Source organism: Streptomyces sp. NPDC002835, assembly GCF_053591995.1.
The window spans coordinates 24,623-44,511 of sequence record NZ_JBSFUW010000044.1 but is presented as its reverse complement, the minus strand read 5'-3'; the positions used below and the strand labels follow the sequence as shown (position 1 = coordinate 44,511).

General features: G+C 71.6%; 17 protein-coding genes and 1 pseudogene. 11 read left to right on the top strand and 7 right to left on the bottom strand.

Going from position 1 to position 19,889, the window contains the following annotated elements:
- The first annotated feature begins 67 nt into the window (after positions 1 to 67).
- On the top strand, positions 68 to 1,297 hold the full coding sequence (locus ACWD01_RS32220; protein ID WP_451166809.1) for a hypothetical protein: 1,230 nt from the start codon (positions 68 to 70) through the stop codon (positions 1,295 to 1,297).
- 63 nt (positions 1,298 to 1,360) lie between these two features.
- Here ACWD01_RS32220 and ACWD01_RS32215 read toward each other — a convergent pair whose 3' ends face one another.
- Positions 1,361 to 1,825, bottom strand: coding sequence for a MarR family winged helix-turn-helix transcriptional regulator (locus tag ACWD01_RS32215; protein ID WP_451166807.1), 465 nt, complete (start codon positions 1,823 to 1,825; stop codon positions 1,361 to 1,363).
- Between the two features lie 159 nt (positions 1,826 to 1,984).
- Between ACWD01_RS32215 and ACWD01_RS32210 the strand changes: the two genes are divergently transcribed.
- The 3 genes from ACWD01_RS32210 to ACWD01_RS32200 are packed head-to-tail and all read left to right on the top strand — an operon-like array spanning position 1,985 to position 5,819.
- The gene (locus ACWD01_RS32210) at positions 1,985 to 3,484 is read left to right on the top strand and encodes an MFS transporter (protein ID WP_451166805.1); all 1,500 of its coding nucleotides are present in this window, start codon (positions 1,985 to 1,987) and stop codon (positions 3,482 to 3,484) included.
- 47 nt (positions 3,485 to 3,531) lie between these two features.
- Positions 3,532 to 4,458, top strand: coding sequence for an NADP-dependent oxidoreductase (locus ACWD01_RS32205; RefSeq protein WP_451166803.1), 927 nt, complete (start codon positions 3,532 to 3,534; stop codon positions 4,456 to 4,458).
- A gap of 41 nt (positions 4,459 to 4,499) precedes the next feature.
- Positions 4,500 to 5,819: an aldehyde dehydrogenase family protein gene (locus ACWD01_RS32200; protein ID WP_451166801.1), complete on the top strand. Its 1,320-nt coding sequence runs from the start codon at positions 4,500 to 4,502 to the stop codon at positions 5,817 to 5,819.
- A gap of 45 nt (positions 5,820 to 5,864) precedes the next feature.
- On the opposite strand, the gene ACWD01_RS32195 is transcribed toward ACWD01_RS32200, so the two are convergent.
- The 4 genes from ACWD01_RS32195 to ACWD01_RS32180 all read right to left on the bottom strand — a co-directional run bounded on the left by ACWD01_RS32195 (position 5,865) and on the right by ACWD01_RS32180 (position 9,554).
- A complete protein-coding gene (locus ACWD01_RS32195; RefSeq protein WP_451166799.1) occupies positions 5,865 to 7,094 on the bottom strand; it encodes an acyl-CoA dehydrogenase family protein in 1,230 nt (409 codons plus the stop codon).
- Positions 7,081 to 7,953 (bottom strand): enoyl-CoA hydratase-related protein, encoded by an 873-nt coding sequence (locus ACWD01_RS32190; protein WP_451166797.1) that lies wholly within the window; start codon positions 7,951 to 7,953, stop codon positions 7,081 to 7,083. The genes ACWD01_RS32195 and ACWD01_RS32190 overlap by 14 nt, the downstream gene beginning before the upstream one ends.
- Positions 7,954 to 8,145: 192 nt before the next feature.
- Positions 8,146 to 8,838 (bottom strand): TetR/AcrR family transcriptional regulator, encoded by a 693-nt coding sequence (locus ACWD01_RS32185; protein WP_451166795.1) that lies wholly within the window; start codon positions 8,836 to 8,838, stop codon positions 8,146 to 8,148.
- A gap of 77 nt (positions 8,839 to 8,915) precedes the next feature.
- The gene (locus ACWD01_RS32180; RefSeq protein ID WP_451166794.1) at positions 8,916 to 9,554 is read right to left on the bottom strand and encodes an HAD family hydrolase; all 639 of its coding nucleotides are present in this window, start codon (positions 9,552 to 9,554) and stop codon (positions 8,916 to 8,918) included.
- A gap of 275 nt (positions 9,555 to 9,829) precedes the next feature.
- Here ACWD01_RS32180 and ACWD01_RS32175 point away from each other — a divergent pair, with 275 nt between their 5' ends.
- From ACWD01_RS32175 to ACWD01_RS32145, 7 genes and pseudogenes are all read left to right on the top strand, one after another.
- Positions 9,830 to 10,702 (top strand): alpha/beta fold hydrolase, encoded by an 873-nt coding sequence (locus ACWD01_RS32175; protein ID WP_451166833.1) that lies wholly within the window; start codon positions 9,830 to 9,832, stop codon positions 10,700 to 10,702.
- A gap of 6 nt (positions 10,703 to 10,708) precedes the next feature.
- Positions 10,709 to 11,530: an SCO6745 family protein gene (locus tag ACWD01_RS32170; protein ID WP_451166792.1), complete on the top strand. Its 822-nt coding sequence runs from the start codon at positions 10,709 to 10,711 to the stop codon at positions 11,528 to 11,530.
- Positions 11,523 to 11,865 (top strand): annotated as a pseudogene (locus ACWD01_RS32165) (fumarylacetoacetate hydrolase family protein); the annotation flags it as partial. The gene ACWD01_RS32170 and the pseudogene ACWD01_RS32165, both read left to right, overlap by 8 nt.
- A gap of 156 nt (positions 11,866 to 12,021) precedes the next feature.
- Positions 12,022 to 12,225: a cold-shock protein gene (locus tag ACWD01_RS32160; RefSeq protein ID WP_451166790.1), complete on the top strand. Its 204-nt coding sequence runs from the start codon at positions 12,022 to 12,024 to the stop codon at positions 12,223 to 12,225.
- A gap of 110 nt (positions 12,226 to 12,335) precedes the next feature.
- Positions 12,336 to 12,791: a MarR family winged helix-turn-helix transcriptional regulator gene (locus ACWD01_RS32155; RefSeq protein WP_451166788.1), complete on the top strand. Its 456-nt coding sequence runs from the start codon at positions 12,336 to 12,338 to the stop codon at positions 12,789 to 12,791.
- A 130-nt stretch (positions 12,792 to 12,921) separates the two neighbouring features.
- On the top strand, positions 12,922 to 14,019 hold the full coding sequence (locus tag ACWD01_RS32150) for a catalase family protein (protein ID WP_451166786.1): 1,098 nt from the start codon (positions 12,922 to 12,924) through the stop codon (positions 14,017 to 14,019).
- A 346-nt stretch (positions 14,020 to 14,365) separates the two neighbouring features.
- Complete coding sequence (locus ACWD01_RS32145) at positions 14,366 to 16,792, top strand: ATP-binding cassette domain-containing protein (RefSeq protein ID WP_451166785.1); 2,427 nt, start codon at positions 14,366 to 14,368, stop codon at positions 16,790 to 16,792.
- Positions 16,793 to 16,882: 90 nt separating this feature from the next.
- Here ACWD01_RS32145 and ACWD01_RS32140 read toward each other — a convergent pair whose 3' ends face one another.
- Complete coding sequence (locus ACWD01_RS32140; RefSeq protein WP_451166784.1) at positions 16,883 to 17,992, bottom strand: PP2C family protein-serine/threonine phosphatase; 1,110 nt, start codon at positions 17,990 to 17,992, stop codon at positions 16,883 to 16,885.
- A 134-nt stretch (positions 17,993 to 18,126) separates the two neighbouring features.
- A complete protein-coding gene (locus ACWD01_RS32135) occupies positions 18,127 to 19,884 on the bottom strand; it encodes a lectin (RefSeq protein ID WP_451166783.1) in 1,758 nt (585 codons plus the stop codon).
- Positions 19,885 to 19,889 lie beyond the last annotated feature (5 nt).

Here is a 19,889-nt window from a genome sequence, read left to right as displayed (position 1 = left end):
CGCCGCATCGTCCGCCGCGCATCCGGCCATACTGGAGCGGCCCGCGACCGCCCCAGAGAACGACTCCATGCCAAAGACAAGCATCTCCTCGACCGCCGCCCCCGACACGACGTGGCTGGGGCACGGGCGCCACCTCGGGCCCGCCCCCGAGCAGGACGTCCGGCGCAACCTCATCGCACTCAAGGCCGCCGGGGTCATCGACGACTTCCTCGATCTCGACCCGTCAGGCCCCGCAGGCCCCTCCGACTCCACCGGACCCTCGACACCCTCCGCCCCCGGCGTGGGCGGCCTCTCCCCCGTGCTCCCCGCCCAGGGGAGCGCGCCGCCCGCGCCGGACTCCTCCGCGCGCCGCCTCTTCGAGGCCCGCTGGCGCGTCGCCGGGGATGTCGTCGTGCGCGCCCAGCTGAGGTGCTACGACACCCAGGGGCGGCAGGGTGACGGCGAGGCCGTCGCATGGACGCTGGCCGCCGAGGCGGAACGCAGGTGGGACCAGCAATGGCCTTCCCCCGCCACGATGTTCTGGCCGGACAACAACCGTGTCGCCTGGGACCACGACCCCGCCGGCGGTCTGCGTCTGCGGACCACCAACCGGCTGCCGGCCGACGACAAGGAGATGCGCCGTCTCCTCAGGGACTGCGCCCGCGGGAGCTGGAACATTCACGTCGTCGTGCACGAGGCGATGACCCCCGACGCGCGCGGCCGCCGGTCCGTGACATCGTTTCTGCCGCCGAGCCTGCGCCATCGGGTGGTGGAGCACCGGGCGGCGCCGGAGCAGTTCCAGATCGTCAACTGGGCGATCAAGGACCTGCACGTACGGGTGCCTCGGGGCGGCGCCGTGGTGCTGCCCTCGGCGCCGGCGCGCCCGGAGTACGACGCGGAGCGCTTCACCGTCCGCAGCGTCTTCCTGGACGGCTCGGAGCCGACGGAACTCGTCGAGAAGGTGGCGGCCTTCGCCGAGCTGCCGCGGACCTTGACCGCAGAGGCGGAACAGGCCCTGGACAGCCTGCGGCACCGCTGGCATCTGCTCACCGTGGAGGAGGAGTTGGCCCACGCCCGGGAGCTCGTCGCCACGTACGCCGAGGCGCTGGAGGCCATGACCCGCTCCCGTGACCTGTACCGGGAGGCGGCCGAGCTGGCCCAGGCCGCACTGGCCGAGGTGACCGGACCGGACAACCTGCCGCGGCCGTCGTCCCCCGAGCCCGCCGCCAAGGCGTCCGGCTCCGGCCCCGGTTCCCCACGCGGCCTGCTGACCAAGGCGCTGGGACGCTTCAAGGACGCGTCGAGACAGGAGCCTTGAGCACCGATGCCCTCCCCGCCCCGGAGGCGGGGAGGCCCTGACCTTCCGGGCGCGCGGCCGTGATCAGGCCTCCGGGTGCAGTCGCCCCAGCAGCTCGTAGAGGTTGCGGCGGCCCTCGTCGTCCAGGCGGTCGAACGCCGCCGACGTGGAGCGCATACCCGCACGGACGAGGCGGACGGCCTCCATGCCCTTCTCCGTGGCGACGACGTTCTTGACCCGGCGGTCCGCCGGGTTGTGGTGCCTGGAGACCAGCCCCTGGGCCTCGAGCCGGTCGACGAGCCCGGTGATGTTGGACGCGTCACAGGCGAGCAGTCCCGCGAGAGCCCGCATGGGCAGCGGCTGCCGCAGCAGGATCAGCACCTTGGCCTGCGTCATGGTGAGCCCCTGCTCCGCGGCGGACGCGGTGAGATCCCGGTAGTAGCCGGCGGCGGCCCGCGCCAGGCGCTCGAGCAGGTCGACGTGGGTGGGGTCGACGCCCTTGTGGTCAGGGGTCTCGGGGGCGGCGTGCGGCGCGGGGGTGCGGGACATGGCTCCAGTGTAGGTGAAAGTCAACGTTTGACTTCCTCAACCATTGACGTCTACGGTCCTTCTCATTGCTTGAGTTCATCAAGCACTTTTCTGTTCCGGTCGAACCCCCGTCTCCGGGCTCCCCCGGCCCACGCCCGCCCTGCCCCGAAGTGAGCACCCGTGTCCCGAACCACTGCCGTCGCCCCGCCCCCCGGCCGACACCGGCATGAGACCGCAGTCGTCCTCGTCCTGAGCCTCGCCGCCATGGTCGTGTCGATGATGCAGACGCTGGTGATCCCGATCCTCGGGCTGATCGGAACCAGCCTCGGCAGCAGTGCCGCGGAGGTCAGCTGGGTCACGACCGCGACGCTGCTCTCCGCCGCCGTCTTCACGCCCCTGCTCGGCCGCCTGGGCGACCAGCACGGCAAGAAGCCGACCCTCGTCGGCGTGCTGGCGGTGATGATCGCGGGCTCCGTGCTGGCGGCCACCACCGACTCGCTCCTCTGGCTGATCGTGGGCCGGGTCCTGCAGGGCGCCGCCACGGCGATCTTCCCGCTAGCGTTGTCCGTGCTCCGCGAGGAGATCCCCGCCCACCGGCTGCCCGGAGCGATGTCGCTGGTCAGCGGCACCCTGGCGTTCGGCAGCGGCTTCGCGCTCGTCACCACCGGACTGCTGACCCGCGGCGCGGACGCCGACTACCACCGTGTCTTCTGGCTGGCCGCCGGTCTCGCGCTGGTCACGCTCCTCGCCGTCGTCCTCTTCGTACCGGCGAGCCGCGCCAAGAGCGGCGGCCGCACCGACCTGCCGGGCGCGCTCACCCTCGCGCTGTTCCTGGTGCTGCTTCTGCTGCCGATCACCCAGGGGCACGAGTGGGGCTGGACCTCGGCCCGCACCCTGGGCAGCTTCGCGGCGGCGGTCGTCATGGCCGGTGTCTGGGCGCTCACCGAGAACCGCGTGCGCGAACCGATGGTCGACATGAGGATGTTCGTCAACCGCCCGGTGCTCTTCAGCAACCTCGCGGGCCTCTTCGTCGGGTTCGGGATGTTCGCCCAGTTCCTCGGCGTCTCCTATCTGGCGCAGATCCCGCAGGACGTCGCGGGCTACGGCTTCGGCGCCTCCGTGCTGCGCGCCTCCGTCCAGTATCTGCTGCCCAGTACGCTCGCCTCCCTCGTCGCCGCCCAGTTCGGCGGCGTGCTGATCCGCCGGATCGGCCCCCGTCTCACCCTCGCGCTGAGCGCGGTGACCGGTATCGCGGGCTTCGCGTGGCTGGCCGCCGCACACTCCTCGACCGCCTCGGTCGTCGGCGCGGGAATGGCCGTCGGAACAGCCATCAGCCTCGGTTACGCCGCGATGCCCGCACTGATCGTCGCGGGGGTGCCGCCCCACCAGACGGGCGTCGCCAACGGCATCAATTCCATCTCCCGCTCGGTCGGCAGCTCGATCGGCAGCGCGTTGATCACGACGCTGCTCGTCTCCAGGACCATCGAGAACCTGCCGGCCGGAGTGCCCCCGCTGCCCGCAGAGAGCCAGTTCACCCTGAGCTTCACCATCGCCGGCGCCGCCTTCGCCGCCGTCCTGGCCATCGCCCTGTTCGGCCTCAAGCCGCGGCGGCAGGCGCCCCGTACGGAGCATCCGCCCGCCGCCGCGACGGCCCCCGAGCCGGCCGCCGCCACCGCCTGACCCCCCCATCCGCGTACGCACCACCGCACCGCATCAAGGAGCACCCCATGAAGGCCATCACCTACCGCACCTACGGCGGCCCGGACGTCCTCGAATACGGCGACGTCCCGGACCCGAAGCTCGGCCCGGACGCCGTCCTGATCCGGGTGAAGGCCGCCTCCGTCAACCCGGTCGACTGGAAGATCCAGGCCGGGTATCTGGACGGCGTCATGGACACCGTCTTCCCGGTGATCCCGGGCTGGGACGTGGCGGGCGTCGTCGAGGAGGCCGGCGTCGGGGTCACCGAGTTCGCGCCGGGTGACGAAGTGATCGGCTACGCCCGGGAGGACTTCGTCTCCCGCGGCACCTTCGCGGAGTACGTCGCCGCCCCGGTCCGCACCCTCGCCCGCAAGCCCGCCAACCTCTCCTTCGAGGAGGCCGCCGGCCTGCCGCTGGCAGGTCTGACCGCGTACCAGGCGTTGACCCGCGCCCTGAACGTCGGCAGTGGCGACACCGTGCTGGTCCACGCCGCGGCCGGTGGCGTCGGCTCCCTGGCGGTGCAGATCGCCCGCGCGCTCGGCGCCCGCGTCATCGGCACGGCGAGCGAGCGCAACCACGACTACCTGCGCGGACTCGGCGCCGAGCCGGTCGCCTACGGCGAGGGCCTCGCCGAGCGGGTCCGCGCCCTGGCGCCGCAGGGTGTCGACGCCGTGCTCGACCTGATCGGCGGCGACGCGCTGAAGATCTCCCCCGAACTGCTCGCCGAGGGCGGCCGCCTGGCCTCCGTCGCGGACGGCGCCGTCCTCGCGCTCGGGGGCCGGTACGTCTTCGTCCGCCCCGACGCCGGGGACCTCGAGGCGCTGACCGCCCTCGCCGAGCGGGGGCAGCTTCGGGTGGACGTGGCCGCCGCGTTCCCGCTGGAGCGGGCCGCCGACGCCCAGCGGCTCAACCAGGAGGGCCACACCCGCGGCAAGGTCGTCGTCACCGTCGCCTGAGCAAGCCACCCCGTCCGCCCACCGCACCTGTGAGGGAAGCCTTGACCACCACCGCGCCCGCGCAGCCCGCCGAGCTCGTCGCCCGGCTGCGCGCCACCTTCCGCACCGGCACCACCAGGCCCGTGGACTGGCGTACCGGACAGCTGCGGCGGATGCGCACCCTGCTCACCGAGCACGGGGAGACATTCGCCGCGGCGCTCCACGCCGACCTGGGAAAGAGCCGGACCGAGGCGTACCGCACGGAGATCGACTTCGTCATCCGCGAGATCGACCACACCCTGGAGCACCTCGACGGCTGGCTGCGCCCCGAACCGGCCCCGGTGCCCGCGTTCCTGGGGAAGGCGAGCGCGTGGACCCAGTACGACCCGCTGGGAGTGGTGCTGGTCGTCGCCCCGTGGAACTACCCGTTGCAACTGCTGCTCGCCCCGGTGGCCGGCGCCCTGGCCGCGGGCAACGCGGTGGTCGCCAAGCCCAGCGAACTGGCCCCGGCCACGTCCGCCGCCGTCGCGCGTCTCCTGCCCCGGTATCTCGACACCGACGCGGTCGCCGTGGTCGAGGGCGGGGTGCCGGAGACCACCGCCCTGCTCGAGCAGCGCTTCGACCACATCCTCTACACCGGCAACGGCACCGTCGGCCGCGTCGTGATGGCCGCGGCCGCCCGGCATCTCACCCCTGTCACCCTCGAACTGGGCGGAAAGTCACCGGCGTTCGTGGACCGGGACACCGATCCCGACGCCGTCGCCGCCCGCCTGGCGGCGGGGAAGTTCCTCAACGCCGGGCAGACCTGTGTCGCGCCCGACTACGTCCTCACCGACCCCGGGACCGCACGGGCCCTCGAAGGCGCGCTGGCCAGGGCGGTGGAGGGCCTGTACGGAGCGGACGCCGCCGCGTCCCCCGAGTACGGCCGGATCGTCAACGAGCGCCACTTCGACCGGTTGACCGCCCTCCTCGCGTCCGGCCGCCGTGTCGTCGGCGGCGAGCACGACCGCGCGACCAAGTACATCGCGCCGACCGTGCTGGCCGGGGTGTCGCCGGACGCCCCCGTCATGCGGGAGGAGATCTTCGGCCCGATCCTCCCGATCGTGGAGGTGTCGGGGCTCGACGAGGCCATCGCCTTCATCAACGACCGCGACAAGCCGCTGGCCCTGTACGCGTTCACCGAGTCGGAGACGACCCGGGAACGGCTCGCGGCCGAAACCTCCTCCGGCGGCCTCGGGTTCGGCCTGCCGCTGGCCCATCTCACCGTCTCCGACCTGCCGTTCGGCGGTGTCGGCGAGAGCGGCATGGGCAGCTACCACGGCCGGTACTCCATCGAGACCTTCAGCCACCGCAAGGCCGTCCTGGCCGAGCCGCGCCGCTGATCCACCCGCCGTCGGCCCGGCTCGCGCCGGGCCGGCGACGTCCTCTCAGCCCGCCACGGCCGCGGCGGTGTCGCGGTACTGCCGCAGTTCCTGCCTCGCGATGGCCCGCTTGTGGACCTCGTCGGGACCGTCCGCCAGGCGCAGGGTGCGCAGTTGCGCGTACATCATGGCCAGCGGGAAGTCCTCGGTGACCCCGGCCGCCCCGTGCACCTGGATCGCCCGGTCGACGATCTTCAGCGCGATGTTCGGCGCGGCCACCTTGATCGCCGCGATCTCGGTGCGCGCCTCCTTGTTCCCGACCGTGTCCATCAGATACGCGGCCTTGAGGGTGAGCAGCCGGATCATCTCGATGTCGATGCGCGCTTCCGCGATCCAGTCCTGGATGTTGGACCGTTCGGCGACCGGACTGCCGAACGTCACCCGCGACTGGGCGCGCCGGCACATCAGCTCCAGCGCCCGCTCGGCGACACCGATCGCCCGCATGCAGTGGTGGATACGGCCGGGCCCGAGCCGGGCCTGGCTGATCGCGAAGCCCTCACCCTCGCCCTTGAGCACGTCCTTGGCCGGCACCCGCACGTCGGTGAAGTCGATCTCGGCGTGCCCCTCGCGGTCCTGGTAGCCGAAGACCGGCAGTCCGCGCATCACCGTGATCCCGGGGGCGTCGATGGGGACGACCATCATCGACTGCTGCCGGTGCGGAGCGGCGTCGGGGTCGGTCTTCCCCATGACGATGAGCACCTTGCAGTTGCGGTGCAGGGCGTTGGACGCGAACCACTTGCGGCCGTTGAGCACGTACGCGTCGCCGTCCCGCTCCATCCGCAGCTCGATGTTGGTGGCGTCGGAACTGGCGACGCGCGGCTCGGTCATCGCGAAGGCCGAGGCCATCGTTCCGTCGAGCAGGGGCCTCAGATACTTCTCCTTGTGCTCGTCGCTGCCGAACAGCGTGAGCACCTCCATGTTGCCGGTGTCGGGAGCGTTGCAGTTGCACGCCTCCGAGGCGATGTGACTGCGTCCCATGATCTCCGCCAGCGGCGCGTACTCGAGGTTCGTCAGCCCCGGGCCCCACTCCGGGTGCGGGTGGAAGAGGTTCCACAGCCCGCGTTCGCGTGCCGCCGCCTTGAGGTCCTCCAGGACCGGCGGGTGGAAGTGCGGGTCGCCGGAGGCGCGCATCTGCTCGTGGTAGACGGCCTCCGCAGGGTAGATGTGCGAGTCCATGAACTCGAGCAGATCCGCCTGGTACTTCTTGGCGCGGTCCGACGTCTCAAACAGGGACATCTGAACTCCTGACGGGTAGGGAGGGGAAACTCGGTGGGCGCTTGCCGAGATGGCTCGCCACGCCTTCGACGAAGTCGGCGCCGCGGAAGGCCTGGAGCATGACGGCTTCCGCGCGGGCCACGGAATCGGCGTAGGCGCCGTCCGCGTCGTCGCGCAGCTGGCTCTTGATGGTGGCCATGGAGGCCGGGGAGCAGCGCGTCGCCAGATCGGTGGCGTACGCGACCGCGGTGTCGACGACGCTGCCGGTGGGGACCAGGTGGTCGAGGAGTCCGATGCGGAAGGCCTCTTCGGCGTCCACCATGCGACTCGACAGCAGCAGGTCGGCGGCCCTGCTGTGCCCCACCAGGCGGGGCAGCAGCCAGGAGATCCCGTATTCGGCGATCAGTCCGCGCTGGGCGAACGCCGTGGTGAACCGGGCCGCGGGCGAGCCGAAGCGGACGTCGCAGTAGAGCGCCTCGACCATGCCGAGACCGGCGGCGACGCCGCCCACCGCGCCGATCAGCGGCTTGCGCAGGGTCAGCGGCAGGTCGCGCGGGCGGCGCCGCGCCATGTCCGTGCCGGCGACCTCCGCGACCTCTGCGACTTCGCCGACCGACCGCAGCCGCTGGAGGTCGGCGCCGGCGCAGAAGCCGCGTCCGGCGCCGGTGACGACGACGGCTCGGACGTCCGGGTCGTCCTCTGCGGCGTCGAGGAGGGTGAAGTAGCGGTTCTCGAGTTCGTCGGTCCAGGCGTTCAGCTTGGCGGGGCGGTTGAAGGTGAGCACCAGCACGGGCCCGCGGTGTTCGGCGAGGACGAGCTCGGCGGGCGCGTCGCCGTCTCCGCCTTCCGGGTTGGTGGCGACTCTCTGTGCAGCGTTCACAGGGAACCCTCTCCGTGGTGGACTCCCAGTTGTAATTGAATCCGACTTCAAGTTCAAGTGGTGGGCACACGGCGGCACGCGGTGAGCCGGTTCAGAGGGACGGCAACGGCCGGGAGCGCACGAGGAGTCGGGGGGCAGGCCCGCGGGACGGACGCCAGGGCGGCGTTCGCCGAAGGGCCGCAGCAGCCAGGGTCAGGCGTGGCCGGGGAAGCGCAGGGCGTTCGCCCAGAGCCGGGTGACCGTGGACACGAGCTCCTCGAACTCCGCCGGCGTACCCTCCCCCTGCTTCTCGCCCAGCACGAAAGCGCTGTAGGCCATCACGCTGACCATGCCGGACAGCGCCCGGGAGGCCATCATCGGGTCGATCTCACGGTCCGCGACCCCGCGCGCCTGGAGGTCGGCGATGCCGCGGGCGTTGCGGCGGATGAAGGCGTCCGTGCGCCGGCTGCGGAATTCGCGGAACTCCGGCTCCACTTGCGCGACCTGCTCCAGCAGTGCCATCAGCTTGGCGTTGCGCCGGTACGCCTTGAGGTAGGCGCGATTGCTCGCTTCGAGCACCGCGTACGGATCGTCCGCCCCCGCCACCCGGCCCATGCCGGGGTGCAGCATGTCCTCCTGCGCCTCCAGGAGGACGGCGGCGAGCACCTCTTCCTTGTTGGTGAAGTAGGTGTAGAAGGAACCCGCCGCGCACTGGGCCTCTTTGGTGATGTCGGCGAGCCGGGCGTCGAGGTAGCCGTCCCGCTCGAACACCTTCCGCGCGGCCTTCACCAGCGAGGCGCGGGTGCGTGCTCCGCGCTTCGTCGTCGGCGGCTCGCGGTGGGACGAGAGCGGCGCCATCGGCGGGGCCTGCTCGCTGTCGTTCTCCCCGAGCGCGGTGGTGTCCATCCCCGGGACCTTACTTGAATCCGACGCCGGAGTCATGAACGCGGAGGGCGCCCGCGCACCCCGGTCCGGCCGGCCGGTCAGGGGGTGATCCCGAAGCGTTCGGCGAGCCGGCGGCGGGTGTCGGCGGCACCGGTGTGCAGCACTCCCCCGATCCCGAGCCGTGCCGCTCCGTCGAGGTTCTGCCGCAGATCGTCGATCATGACGGCCTCTTCGGGGGCGACGCCGAGGCGTTCACAGGCGATCGCGTAGATGCGCCGGGACGGCTTGCGGATCCCGACCTCGGCGGAGATGACCCGCACGTCGGCGACGGCGGCGAGGTCGACGCCGTCGTAGGTCCCGGTGCCGAACGAATTGGACACCAGCGCGACGGGATACCCGGCGGCGCGGAGACCGCCGAGCAGGGTCAGCATGTCCTGGTCGATCGTCATGCCGGCCTGCATCCGCGCCGCGAGTCCTTCCGCCCGCACGTCGGCGCCGTGGGCGCGCAGACGCTCGGCGAATCCCCGCTCGAACGCCGCGGCGTCGATGCGGCCGCACTCGTGGTCGGCCAGCAGGGCGCGTGACGGCTGGTCCCGGCCGAGGAGGTCCAGCGGCAGGCGCGGGTCGCCGCCGAGCGAGGCGCCGAAGTCGGTGAAGGCCCGCAGCACGCTGGATGTGATCACCCCGCCGAAGTCCACGAGGACCGCGGTCCGGGTCTCTTCCGCTACGTCCGGCACAGTGCCCACGCCCTCTCTCACGACCGGCTCTCCGCCGGCCTCACGCCACGCTGTCCATGCCTCACGGTTATAGTTGAATCCGGCCTCATGTTCAACCGCAGCCTCGCGGGGCCTGGCGCGGCAGCCTGCGGGCCGCGGACCCGCTACGCCTGGCGCCCAGTCCGGCCAAACACGCGGCGCGCGACCCCGATTGAGGGATGTCCGGCCTTGACAATCCAATGCCCCGACTGGAGGCTGACCGACCAGTCGGTATGAAGGGGTGGGTCGTGACCGAGCTGAGTATCTCCACTGCCGCGGGCGTGTTCGACGCGACCGCGGCGGGTCCGTCCGACGGCCGCCCGGTGCTGCTGTTGCACGGCTTTCCGCAGACGCGGCTCGTGTGGAAACGGCAGCTCGCGGCGCTCGCCGCGAGCGGCTGCCGGGTGGTGGCGCCCGACCAGCGCGGGTATTCCCCCGGGGCCCGCCCGGAGCGGCCCGAGGACTACCGCGTCGGCGCCCTGGTCGAGGACGTCGTCGCGATCACGGAGGAGCTGGGCTGGGCGTCGTTCGACCTGGTCGGCCACGACTGGGGAGGCGCGGTGGCGTGGTGGACCGCCGACGCCCACCCCGGCCGCGTACGCACCCTGACGGTGGTGTCGACCCCGCACCCGGGCGCTCTGGCCACGGCCCTGCGGACCGACGAGGACCAGCGCGAACGATCCCGCTACATGATCGACTGGCGCGAGACGCCCGCGACCGAGGAGCGGATGCTCGCGGCCGACGCCGCGGAACTGCGCGCCTCGTACGCCGGAAAGGTCCCGCAGGAGAGCGCGGACGCCTACGTGCGGCACCTGTCCCGGCCGGGCGCGCTCACCGCGGCGCTGAACTGGTACCGGGCGGGCCGCCCCGACGGCGCGATCGGCGTCGTCGACGTGCCGACGCTGTACGTGTGGAGCACCCGGGACAGCGCGTTCGGCCCGGCGGCCGCGCGGGAGACCGGGCAGTGGGTGAGCGGGCCGTACCGGTTCGAGACGCTCGACGGCGTCAGCCACTGGGTCCTGGAGGAGGCGCCCGAGACGCTCAACTCCCTGCTGCTCAGCCACCTGAGGGCGCACGGCGAAACCGGAACCACAGCGAAGTCCCCGTCCGTCGACTCCCGGAGAAGGTGACCTGAGATGAAGAGCGCACGAGAAGCCTGGCGCCGGCTCGAACCCCTGCACGCCATGATCTACTTCGTCCCCGAGGCACGGCAGCGGTACACCGACCTCGGACTGGGCGCCCACGCCGGATACTTCGCGTCCCGGAGCGCCGCCTTCGGCCGGGCCTCCGCCGAGCTGGTCGCCTCGACCTTCTACAATTTCAACCCCGCTGTCGTACGACGGGCGATCGACGGCGTCTGGGACAAGGCGACGCCGCAGCAGGTGCTGGACGCGCGGCACGCCGCCGCGCAGGAGGCCCTGCGACGGGCGGAGGTCCACGAACTCCCCGCTCTGCCCGAGGTCCTGACGCTGACCCGCAGGGCGGCCGAGGCGGCCCGCGACCACGTGCAGGGCCGCCCGCTGTTCGCCGCGCACGCCGCGCTGCCGTGGCCGGACGAGCCGGTGCTGGAGCTGTGGCACGCGCAGACGCTGCTCCGGGAGTTCCGCGGCGACGGCCATGTCGCGTGTCTGCTGAGCGAGGGCGTCGGCGCCCTGGAGTCCCTGGTCCTGCACGCCGCCACCGGTGACGTCCCCGTCGACTTCCTCAAGGCGAGCCGCGCCTGGCCGGAGGAGGAGTGGGCCGCCGCCGAGGAACGCCTGCGTACGCGGGGTCTTCTCGACGGCGAGTCCCTCAGCACGGAGGGCGCGCGGCTACGGAGGCACATCGAGGACCGCACCGACCGACTGGCCCTGCCCGCCTACGCCGCGCTCGGTGACACCGACTGCGAACGCCTCGCCGAACTCGCGAGCCCGTTCCGCCGCGCGGTCCTCGACGCCGGTCTGCTGACGATCGGCTGACGGGGACTTCGAGTTTGAGGTCGCGGGCCGTCGTCGGCCGACCGGGCCGTGATCTGACCCCGAGCAGGCGCGGGACCACATCGTCGGCCACACGAGCTTCAACAACTGGTGCGCCCGCGACCTCCAGTCCGCCGAGATGCGGGTCGGCCTCGGGCCGTGCGCGGCGAGCGGACGCCCTGAAGCCGGGTGACACGGTCACCCTGACCGTCGAAGGCATCGGCGCGGCGTCCAACACCGTGGTGCCGGGCGTGGACCCGGTGCCGTTGCCCACCGCCGTGTCCGGCCCCGGACCCGGCCCTGACGGCGGCGGGCGCCACCGCCGTCGGGTCCGCCCGTCGATTCCCTTTCGATTCCTCGTTTCGTCCCCCGATGAAACGATCACTCGTGTGCATGGGCGTGTCGGCTGCACGGCGGGCCGCGCAGCCGTGACGATCGCCTCGCACCCCCGACGCGGGCCCGCTCCCGCGTCCGCACGAAGGAGAACAAGCACGATGGCTACCGGCACAGTGAAGTGGTTCAACCCTGAGAAGGGCTTCGGCTTCATCGCCCAGGACAGCGGAGGCCCGGACGTGTTCGTCCACTACTCGGCCATCGCCACCACCGGATACCGGGAACTCGCCGAGGGACAGAAGGTGCAGTTCGACGTCACGCAGGGCCCGAAGGGCCCCCAGGCCGAGAACGTCACCCCCGCCTGATCCTCCCCCTCCCGTCGCCCCGCGTCCGCCCGGCGCGGGGCGACGACTCGTTCGGCGCTGGTTCGGTGACGGGTTCGGCGGCTGGTTCAGCGGCTGGCGAGAATGGGGGCATGGCAGACAACGACACCCCGGCCGCGTCCATGACCCTCGACGACCAGTTGTGTTTCGCGCTGTACTCCGCGTCGCGGGCGGTGACGGCGGCCTACCGGCCGGTGCTGGCCGCGCTGGACCTCACGTATCCGCAGTATCTGGTGATGCTCGCCGTCTGGGAGCGCGGTCCGGTGCCGATGAAAGAGCTGAGCGGGGTGCTCGGGCTCGACTACGGCACGCTGTCGCCGCTGCTCAAGCGGCTGGAGAGCGCGGGGCTGCTGCGCCGGGAGCGGCAGCCGGACGACGAGCGGGTGGTGACGGTCGATGCGACGGAGCGGGGCCGGGCGCTCCGGGAGCGCGCCGAGGAGGTGCCGGGGTCGATGGGCCGGGCCTATGGGCTGACGGCCGAGGAGGCGGCGCAGCTGCGTGACCAGTTGCGCGCCCTGACCGACCGGCTGGGTACGCCCGCCGGCTGACCGGAGTTCCGTCATTCTCGTGGGCTTCCTCACAAGCAGTTACATCGTGCACGATTGAATCGTGCGCTATGTTTCTTTGGGAACGGAGAACACGGCCTCGAGCGGTGAACACGAAGAGGAGAGACCCGCGATGGAATTCGTCCGGTACGAGCAGTACACCCCCGTCGAACGCCCCACCTACCAGCAGGAACTCGACGAGGTCGTCAGCACCGTCGGCCGCCGCACCCGTGAGTCCGTGGAGCGGCAGGGCGTGGGACGCGCGGTGCGCACCGCCCACGGCAAGACCTACGGCCTGATGAAGGCGACGGTCACGATCGGTGATGTCCCGGCCCCCTACGCCCAGGGCATCTTCGCCACCCCCGCGACGTACGACGCGGTCGTGCGCTACTCCAACGGGCTCGGCCATCTCCGCGCCGACTCGCTGCTCGGCGCGGCGTGCGGCATGGGCGTCAAGATGTTCGGCGTGCCCGGCACGACGCTGCTCGCCGACGAGTCCGACACCGGCACCTTCGATCTGAACCTGATCAACAACACGGTGTTCTTCGCCAACACCGCGTACGACTACATGGTCATCGAGGACCTGTTCGCCGAGCTGCCCGACGCCCTGGTGAATCCGTCCCGGCGCAAGTCGTGGATGGGCGAATTCCTCACCCGCCGCGGGACGCTGGCGAGCGCGGACGAGTGGCTGTGGGACGAGCTGTTCGCCATGCTCTCGTTCACCCAGGTGCAGCGCCGGAACCTGCTCTCCTACACGTACAACAGCATGGGCGCCTTCCGGTACGGCGATCACATCGCCAAGATCCGCACGGTCCCGGTCTCCTCCGTCGCGCACCTCGACGTCGATGTGCAGGCGGACGGCGAGGCGTTCCGCAACACGCTGGTGGCGGAGGCCGTCGAGCGCGACCACGCCTTCGAACTGCAGGCCCAGCTCAACGCCGATCTCGCGCGGATGCCCGTGGACAACACGTCGGTCCAGTGGCCGGAGCGGCTCTCCCCGTGGGTCACGGTCGCCCGGATCGACCTGCCGCGCCAGGACATCGGCGGCGAGGAGAACCTCACGGCGGCGGACGGAACGTCGATCACACCGTGGCGCACGCGTGAGGACCACCGGCCGATCGGCGAGATACAGCGGGTGCGCGAAGAGGTCTACCGCCGCTCCTCCATCGAGCGCCACCGCATCAACGACCAGCCCCGCCGGGAGCCGGCGAGCAGCGCCGACCTTCTCTGACCGGAACCGCCCTGGCCGGCCGCCCGCACGGGCGGCCGGCCATGTGTGCGTGGCCCGGGACAGGACCGGTCAGTAATCGAGAAGCGCCCGGGGCGGGGCCGCGCATAGCGTGGTCGGGCATGGACTTCACCCCTTCATTTGCCGCCATGAGGTCGCGGTGCACGGCGCCTCGGCTGTCAGTGGGGCCGGATAGGGTGCCGCTGTCCTTCGACGGGGGCGGCGGGGCACTGCTGACGGCCGCGGCGACGGAGGGCAGCCGGACGTATGGATCGAAGCTTGGTCGGATCGAGCCGGGCGACGACGGCGGAGGCCGCGCAGGCGGGCCCGCCCCACGGATGGAGAGACGATGAGCAAGGCCACGAAGACGGACCAGCAGTCGCCTGCGCCGCACGCTGCCGACAGCCACGACCTGATCCGCGTGCACGGAGCACGCGTGAACAACCTCAAGGACGTCAGCATCGAGATCCCGAAGCGCCGGCTGACGGTGTTCACGGGCGTCTCCGGCTCGGGCAAGAGTTCGCTCGTGTTCAGCACGATCGCCGCTGAGTCGCAGCGGATGATCAACGAGACGTACAGCGCCTTCGTGCAGGGCTTCATGCCGACGCTGGCGCGGCCCGAGGTCGACGTACTCGACGGGCTGACGACCGCGATCATCGTCGACCAGCAGCGGATGGGCGCCGACCCCCGTTCGACTGTCGGCACCGCCACCGACGCCAACGCGATGCTGCGCATCCTCTTCAGCCGCCTCGGCAGGCCGCACATCGGCCCGCCCAGCGCGTACTCCTTCAACACCGCGTCCGTCCGGGCGAGCGGCGGGATCACCGTCGATCGCGGTGACGCCAAGACCAGGACCGTGAAGGCGACGTTCCACCGCACCGGCGGCATGTGCACGCGCTGCGAGGGCCGGGGCTCGGTGTCCGACATCGACCTCAGCCAGCTCTACGACGACTCCAAGTCGATCGCCGAGGGCGCGTTCACCATCCCCGGCTGGAAGTCGGACAGCCAGTGGACCGTGGGGCTCTACGCGCAGTCGGGCTTCCTCGACCCGAACAAGCCGATCCGCAGGTTCACCAAGAAGGAGATGCAGGACTTCCTCTACCGCGAGCCGGTCAAGGTGAAGGTCAACGGCATCAACCTCACCTATGAAGGTCTGATCCCCAAGATCCAGAAGTCCTTCCTGTCCAAGGACAAGGAGGCGATGCAGCCGCACATCCGGGCGTTCGTGGAGCGGGCGGTCACCTTCACCACCTGCCCCGAGTGCGACGGCACCCGGCTCAGCGAGGGCGCCCGGTCCTCGAAGATCAAGAAGATCTCCATCGCCGACGCCTGCGCGATGGAGATCCGCGACCTGGCCGAATGGGTCCGCGCCCTCGACGAGCCGTCGGTCGCGCCCCTGCTCACCGCGCTGCAGCGGACCCTGGACTCGTTCGTGGAGATCGGCCTCGGCTATCTCTCCCTCGACCGGCCGGCCGGCACCCTGTCGGGCGGCGAGGCGCAGCGCGTCAAGATGATCCGCCACCTCGGCTCCTCCCTCACCGACGTGACCTATGTCTTCGACGAGCCGACGATCGGCCTGCACCCCCATGACATCCAGCGGATGAACAAGCTGCTGCTGCGGCTGCGGGACAAGGGCAACACGGTCCTCGTCGTGGAGCACAAGCCGGAGGCGATCGCGATCGCCGACCATGTGGTCGACCTCGGACCCGGCGCCGGTACGGCGGGCGGCACCGTCTGCTTCGAGGGCACCGTCGAGGGGCTGCGGGCCGGGGACACCGTCACCGGCCGCCACCTCGACGACCGGTCCACCCTCAAGGAGGACGTCCGCAAGCCGACCGGCACGCTGGAGATCCGCGGCGCTTCGACGCACAACCTGAAGAACGTCGACGTCGACGTCCCGCTCGGCGTGCTGTGCGTCGTCACCGGCGTCGCCGGCTCCGGCAAGAGTTCGCTGATCCACGGGTCGGTTCCGGCCGGGGCGGATGTCGTCTCCGTCGATCAGGGGGCGATCAAGGGCTCGCGGCGGAGCAACCCGGCGACGTACACCGGACTGCTCGACCCGATCCGCAAGGCGTTCGCGAAGGCCAACGGTGTGAAGCCGGCCCTGTTCAGCGCCAACTCGGAGGGCGCCTGCCCCAACTGCAACGGCGCGGGCGTCGTCTACACCGACCTGGCGATGATGGCCGGTGTCACCAACCCCTGCGAGGAGTGCGAGGGCAAACGCTTCCAGGCGGAGGTGCTGGAGTACACCTTCGGCGGCAAGGACATCAGCGAGGTGCTCGCGATGTCGGTCGCGGAGGCGGAGGAGTTCTTCGGCGCCGGCGAGGCGCACACTTCCCCTAGCTCTTCGAGCGGGGGATACCCCAAGGCGGCGCACAAGATCCTCGAGCGGCTGGACGACGTCGGGCTCGGCTACCTCACGCTCGGGCAGCCGCTGACCACGCTGTCGGGCGGCGAGCGGCAGCGGCTGAAGCTGGCCACGCACATGGCGGACAAGGGCGGCGTGTACGTCCTGGACGAGCCGACCACCGGCCTCCACCTCGCCGACGTCGAGCAGTTGCTCGGCCTGCTCGACCGGCTCGTCGACTCGGGCAAGTCGGTGATCGTCATCGAGCACCACCAGGCGGTCATGGCGCACGCCGACTGGATCATCGACCTCGGCCCCGGCGCCGGTCACGACGGCGGCCGCATCGTCTTCGAGGGCACCCCCGCCGACCTGGTCGCCGCCCGCTCCACCCTCACCGGCGAGCACCTCGCGGCCTACGTCGGCGCCTGACCGCGCCCGGCGCGAGCCCCGCGCGACTCCGTCGGCCTGCGGGCCGGCGGAGTCGCCGTCACGTGTGCCCGGAGCAGCCCGTCAAGACGGTCAGGACGGGAGCGGGCGCTCGATGGCGATCATCGCGGCGTCGTCGCCCAGGTGGCCGCCGACATGGTCCAGGAGGTCGCGCCGCAGATGGCGCAAGAACGCGTCCGGGTCGCTCCCGGTCCAGCCGGAGATGCGTTCGGTGAGCGGGTAGAAGGCGCCGGTGGAGTCGCGGGCCTCGAGTACCCCGTCGGTATAGAGCAGCAGGAGGTCGCCGGGCTCGAACGTGAAGGTCTCGACGTGGTAGCGGGGGTGCGCCAGGTCGCCCAGGCCGAGCGGAGGCGCGGGCTGGTCGGCGTCGATGGTCCTGACGCGGCCGTCGCGCAGGACGACCGGCGGCGGGTGTCCGCAGTCGACCATGTCGACCGTCAGGTCGTGGTCGGGGATGTCCAGGATCACGGCGGTGATGAAGGTCTCGCCGGACCGGTCCGTCTCTCCCGGTTCCGCCATGTCCCAGCACACGCTTCCGTCCAGATACGTCACCAGCTCGGGCAGTGTCGCCCGGCGGTGGGCGGCGGCCCGGAAGGCGCCGAGCAGCAGCGCCGCGTCACCGACCGCGGTCATCCCCTTGCCCCGTACGTCCCCCACGATCAGCCGGGTGCCGGAGCCGGTGCGTGCGGCCGCGTACAGGTCGCCGCCGATCTGGGCCTCCGCCTCGGCGGCGAGGTAGAGCGAGGCGACGCGCAGCGGTCCGATGTGCTTGGGCAGCGGCCGCAGGACGACGCGCTGGGCGGTCTCTGACACGTATCGCACCTGTATCAGCTCTCTGGCGCGGCGCTCCCGGAGCACACAGAAGATCACGAGGCTCGATCCGACCAGGACCAGGGCGGCGATCTGCGCCTGGTGGTTCGCCGAGAACAGCTCGTCCCGGTCGCGCAGGACGGCGATGAACGCCTGCGCCGCCACCGCGAGGGCCGCGACCAGCCCCGTCGTCCAGGCGCCGGCGAACGACGCGGTGATCGCCGGGGCGGCGACCAGCAGGGGGCCGAGGTGGATGTCGGGCGGCGCGAGAACGTCGATGACGACGACGGCCACCATCAGCGCGATCGGGACGGCCACCATCGCCCGGCCCGCTCGCGCCGACGGGCGAAGTCCTTCGAGGCGCTGCGGCACACCTCCTCTCTACACCTGCCACGCCCGGCGTGCAGCGCCCGCCGGTCGCGCCCCCGGGTCAGAGGTCCGCCCGGGCCCCGCGTGCGGGCCCGGGCGGATGCGGCTGCGGACTCCTCACGGCTCCGTACGACTCGTTACGGCAGGGTCCATTTCTGGTTGGGGCCGGTGTGGCAGGTCCACAGATGGACCCAGGTGCCGTCGTTCCAGGTGCCGCCCTCGGCGTCGAGGCACTTGCCCGACTGCGGATTGCGCACCGAGCCGTCGGCCTGCGCCGACCACTTCTGCGCGCCGGTCCCGTTGCAGGTCCACAGCTGGATCTTGGTTCCGTCTGCGCTGCCCCCACCGCTCACGTCGAGGCACTTGCCCAGCGCGCGCACCGTGCCGTCACCGGGCACCGTCCAGCGCTGGGCGGCGCTCCCGTTGCAGCTCCACAGCTGCACCTGCGTGCCGTCGGCCGTGCCGCCGTCGGCGACGTCGAGGCACTTGCCGTTCACCCCTCGGATCTCGCCGGTTCCGGAGCCGGTGCCCGCGGCGGCGAGGCGGATGTTGCGGAAGGACACCTGGTCGCCGTCGCCGTGGTTCTGGATGCCGATGTGGCCCTGGCGCAGGCTGCGGGCCGGGTCGGTGTTGGTGAAGTCGTTGATCTTCCTGCCGTTGAGGAAGACCTCCAGACGCTCGCCGGTGACCCGGATCTCGTAGGTGTTCCACTCCCCCGGAGGGTTCAGGGCGGCGTCGCGGGCGGCGATGTCGGCGGACTTGAAGCCGTACACCGCGCCCGTGGTCCGGTCGGCGGCGTCGGTGGCGTCGATCTGGATCTCGTAGCCGTTGTTCACCGCAGACCAGGGGTCGGAGGACGCGGGGAAGCCGATGAGGACGCCGGAGTTGTCGTCGCCGTCCATCCGCCAGTCCAGCTTCAGCGAGTAGTCGCCGGTCACCTCACGGGCCGAGTGCCAGAGCATTCCCAGGCCGCCCTGGGAGGTGAGGGTGCCGTCGGCCAGGGAGAACGAGCCGGGGCCCGCCTGCTCCCAGCCGGCCGTCCCGCTGCCGTCGAAGAGCGCGGTGTATCCGGTCTCCGGCCGGCAGTCGGCCTCGGTCATCCCGGCCGCCCACCGGACTCCGCCGAGCAGATGCCGGCGGAACGCGGGCTCGGTGTACGACTCGTCGGTGTGGCCGCCGCCCGTGTAGAACGCCCGGCCGCCCTCGTAGTCCTTGCACCAGGCGATGGGGTGGTCCCCCGCCATGTTGCCGCCCGAGTAGCTGCCTTCGTCGAGCGAGGCGAGGACGTGCGCGGTGGTGCGGGGGTTGGACCGGTAGTTGTACCACTCGTCGAACCGCTGCCAGGTGCTGCCGAGGTGGGCGGTGGCGTCGTGGGCGCGGTCCTCGACGCGTACCGTCGCGCTCTGGTTGTGCGGGTGCGAGTGGAACAGCGCGCCGGCCAGTCCGGCGTAGAACGGCCAGTCGTACTCGGTGTCCGCGGCGGCGTGGATGCCGACGTAGCCTCCGCCGCCGCGGATGTACTGCTCGAACGCCGTCTCCTGCGTCCCGTTCAGCACGTCGCCGGTGGTGGAGAGGAACACCACGGCCCGGTATCTGCCGAGGTTGGCCGGGGTGAAGGCGGTCGGGTCCTCGGTGGCGTCCACGGTGAAGTTGTGGGCGCCGCCCAGTTCGCGCAGGGCGGTGAGCCCGTCGTCGATCGACGAGTGGCGGAAGCCGGCCGTCCTGGAGAAGGCGAGGACCCGGTACGCGGGGTCGTCGGCGGCCGTCCGCACGGCGGAGCCGGGGGCGGTCTCCGAGGGAACGGGAGCGGCGGACGCCACGGCGGGCGCGGTGCCGGCGCACAGGAGCAGCCCGGCGAGCAGGGCCCCGGTGCGGGTGATGAGGTGTCGTCTCATGTCGG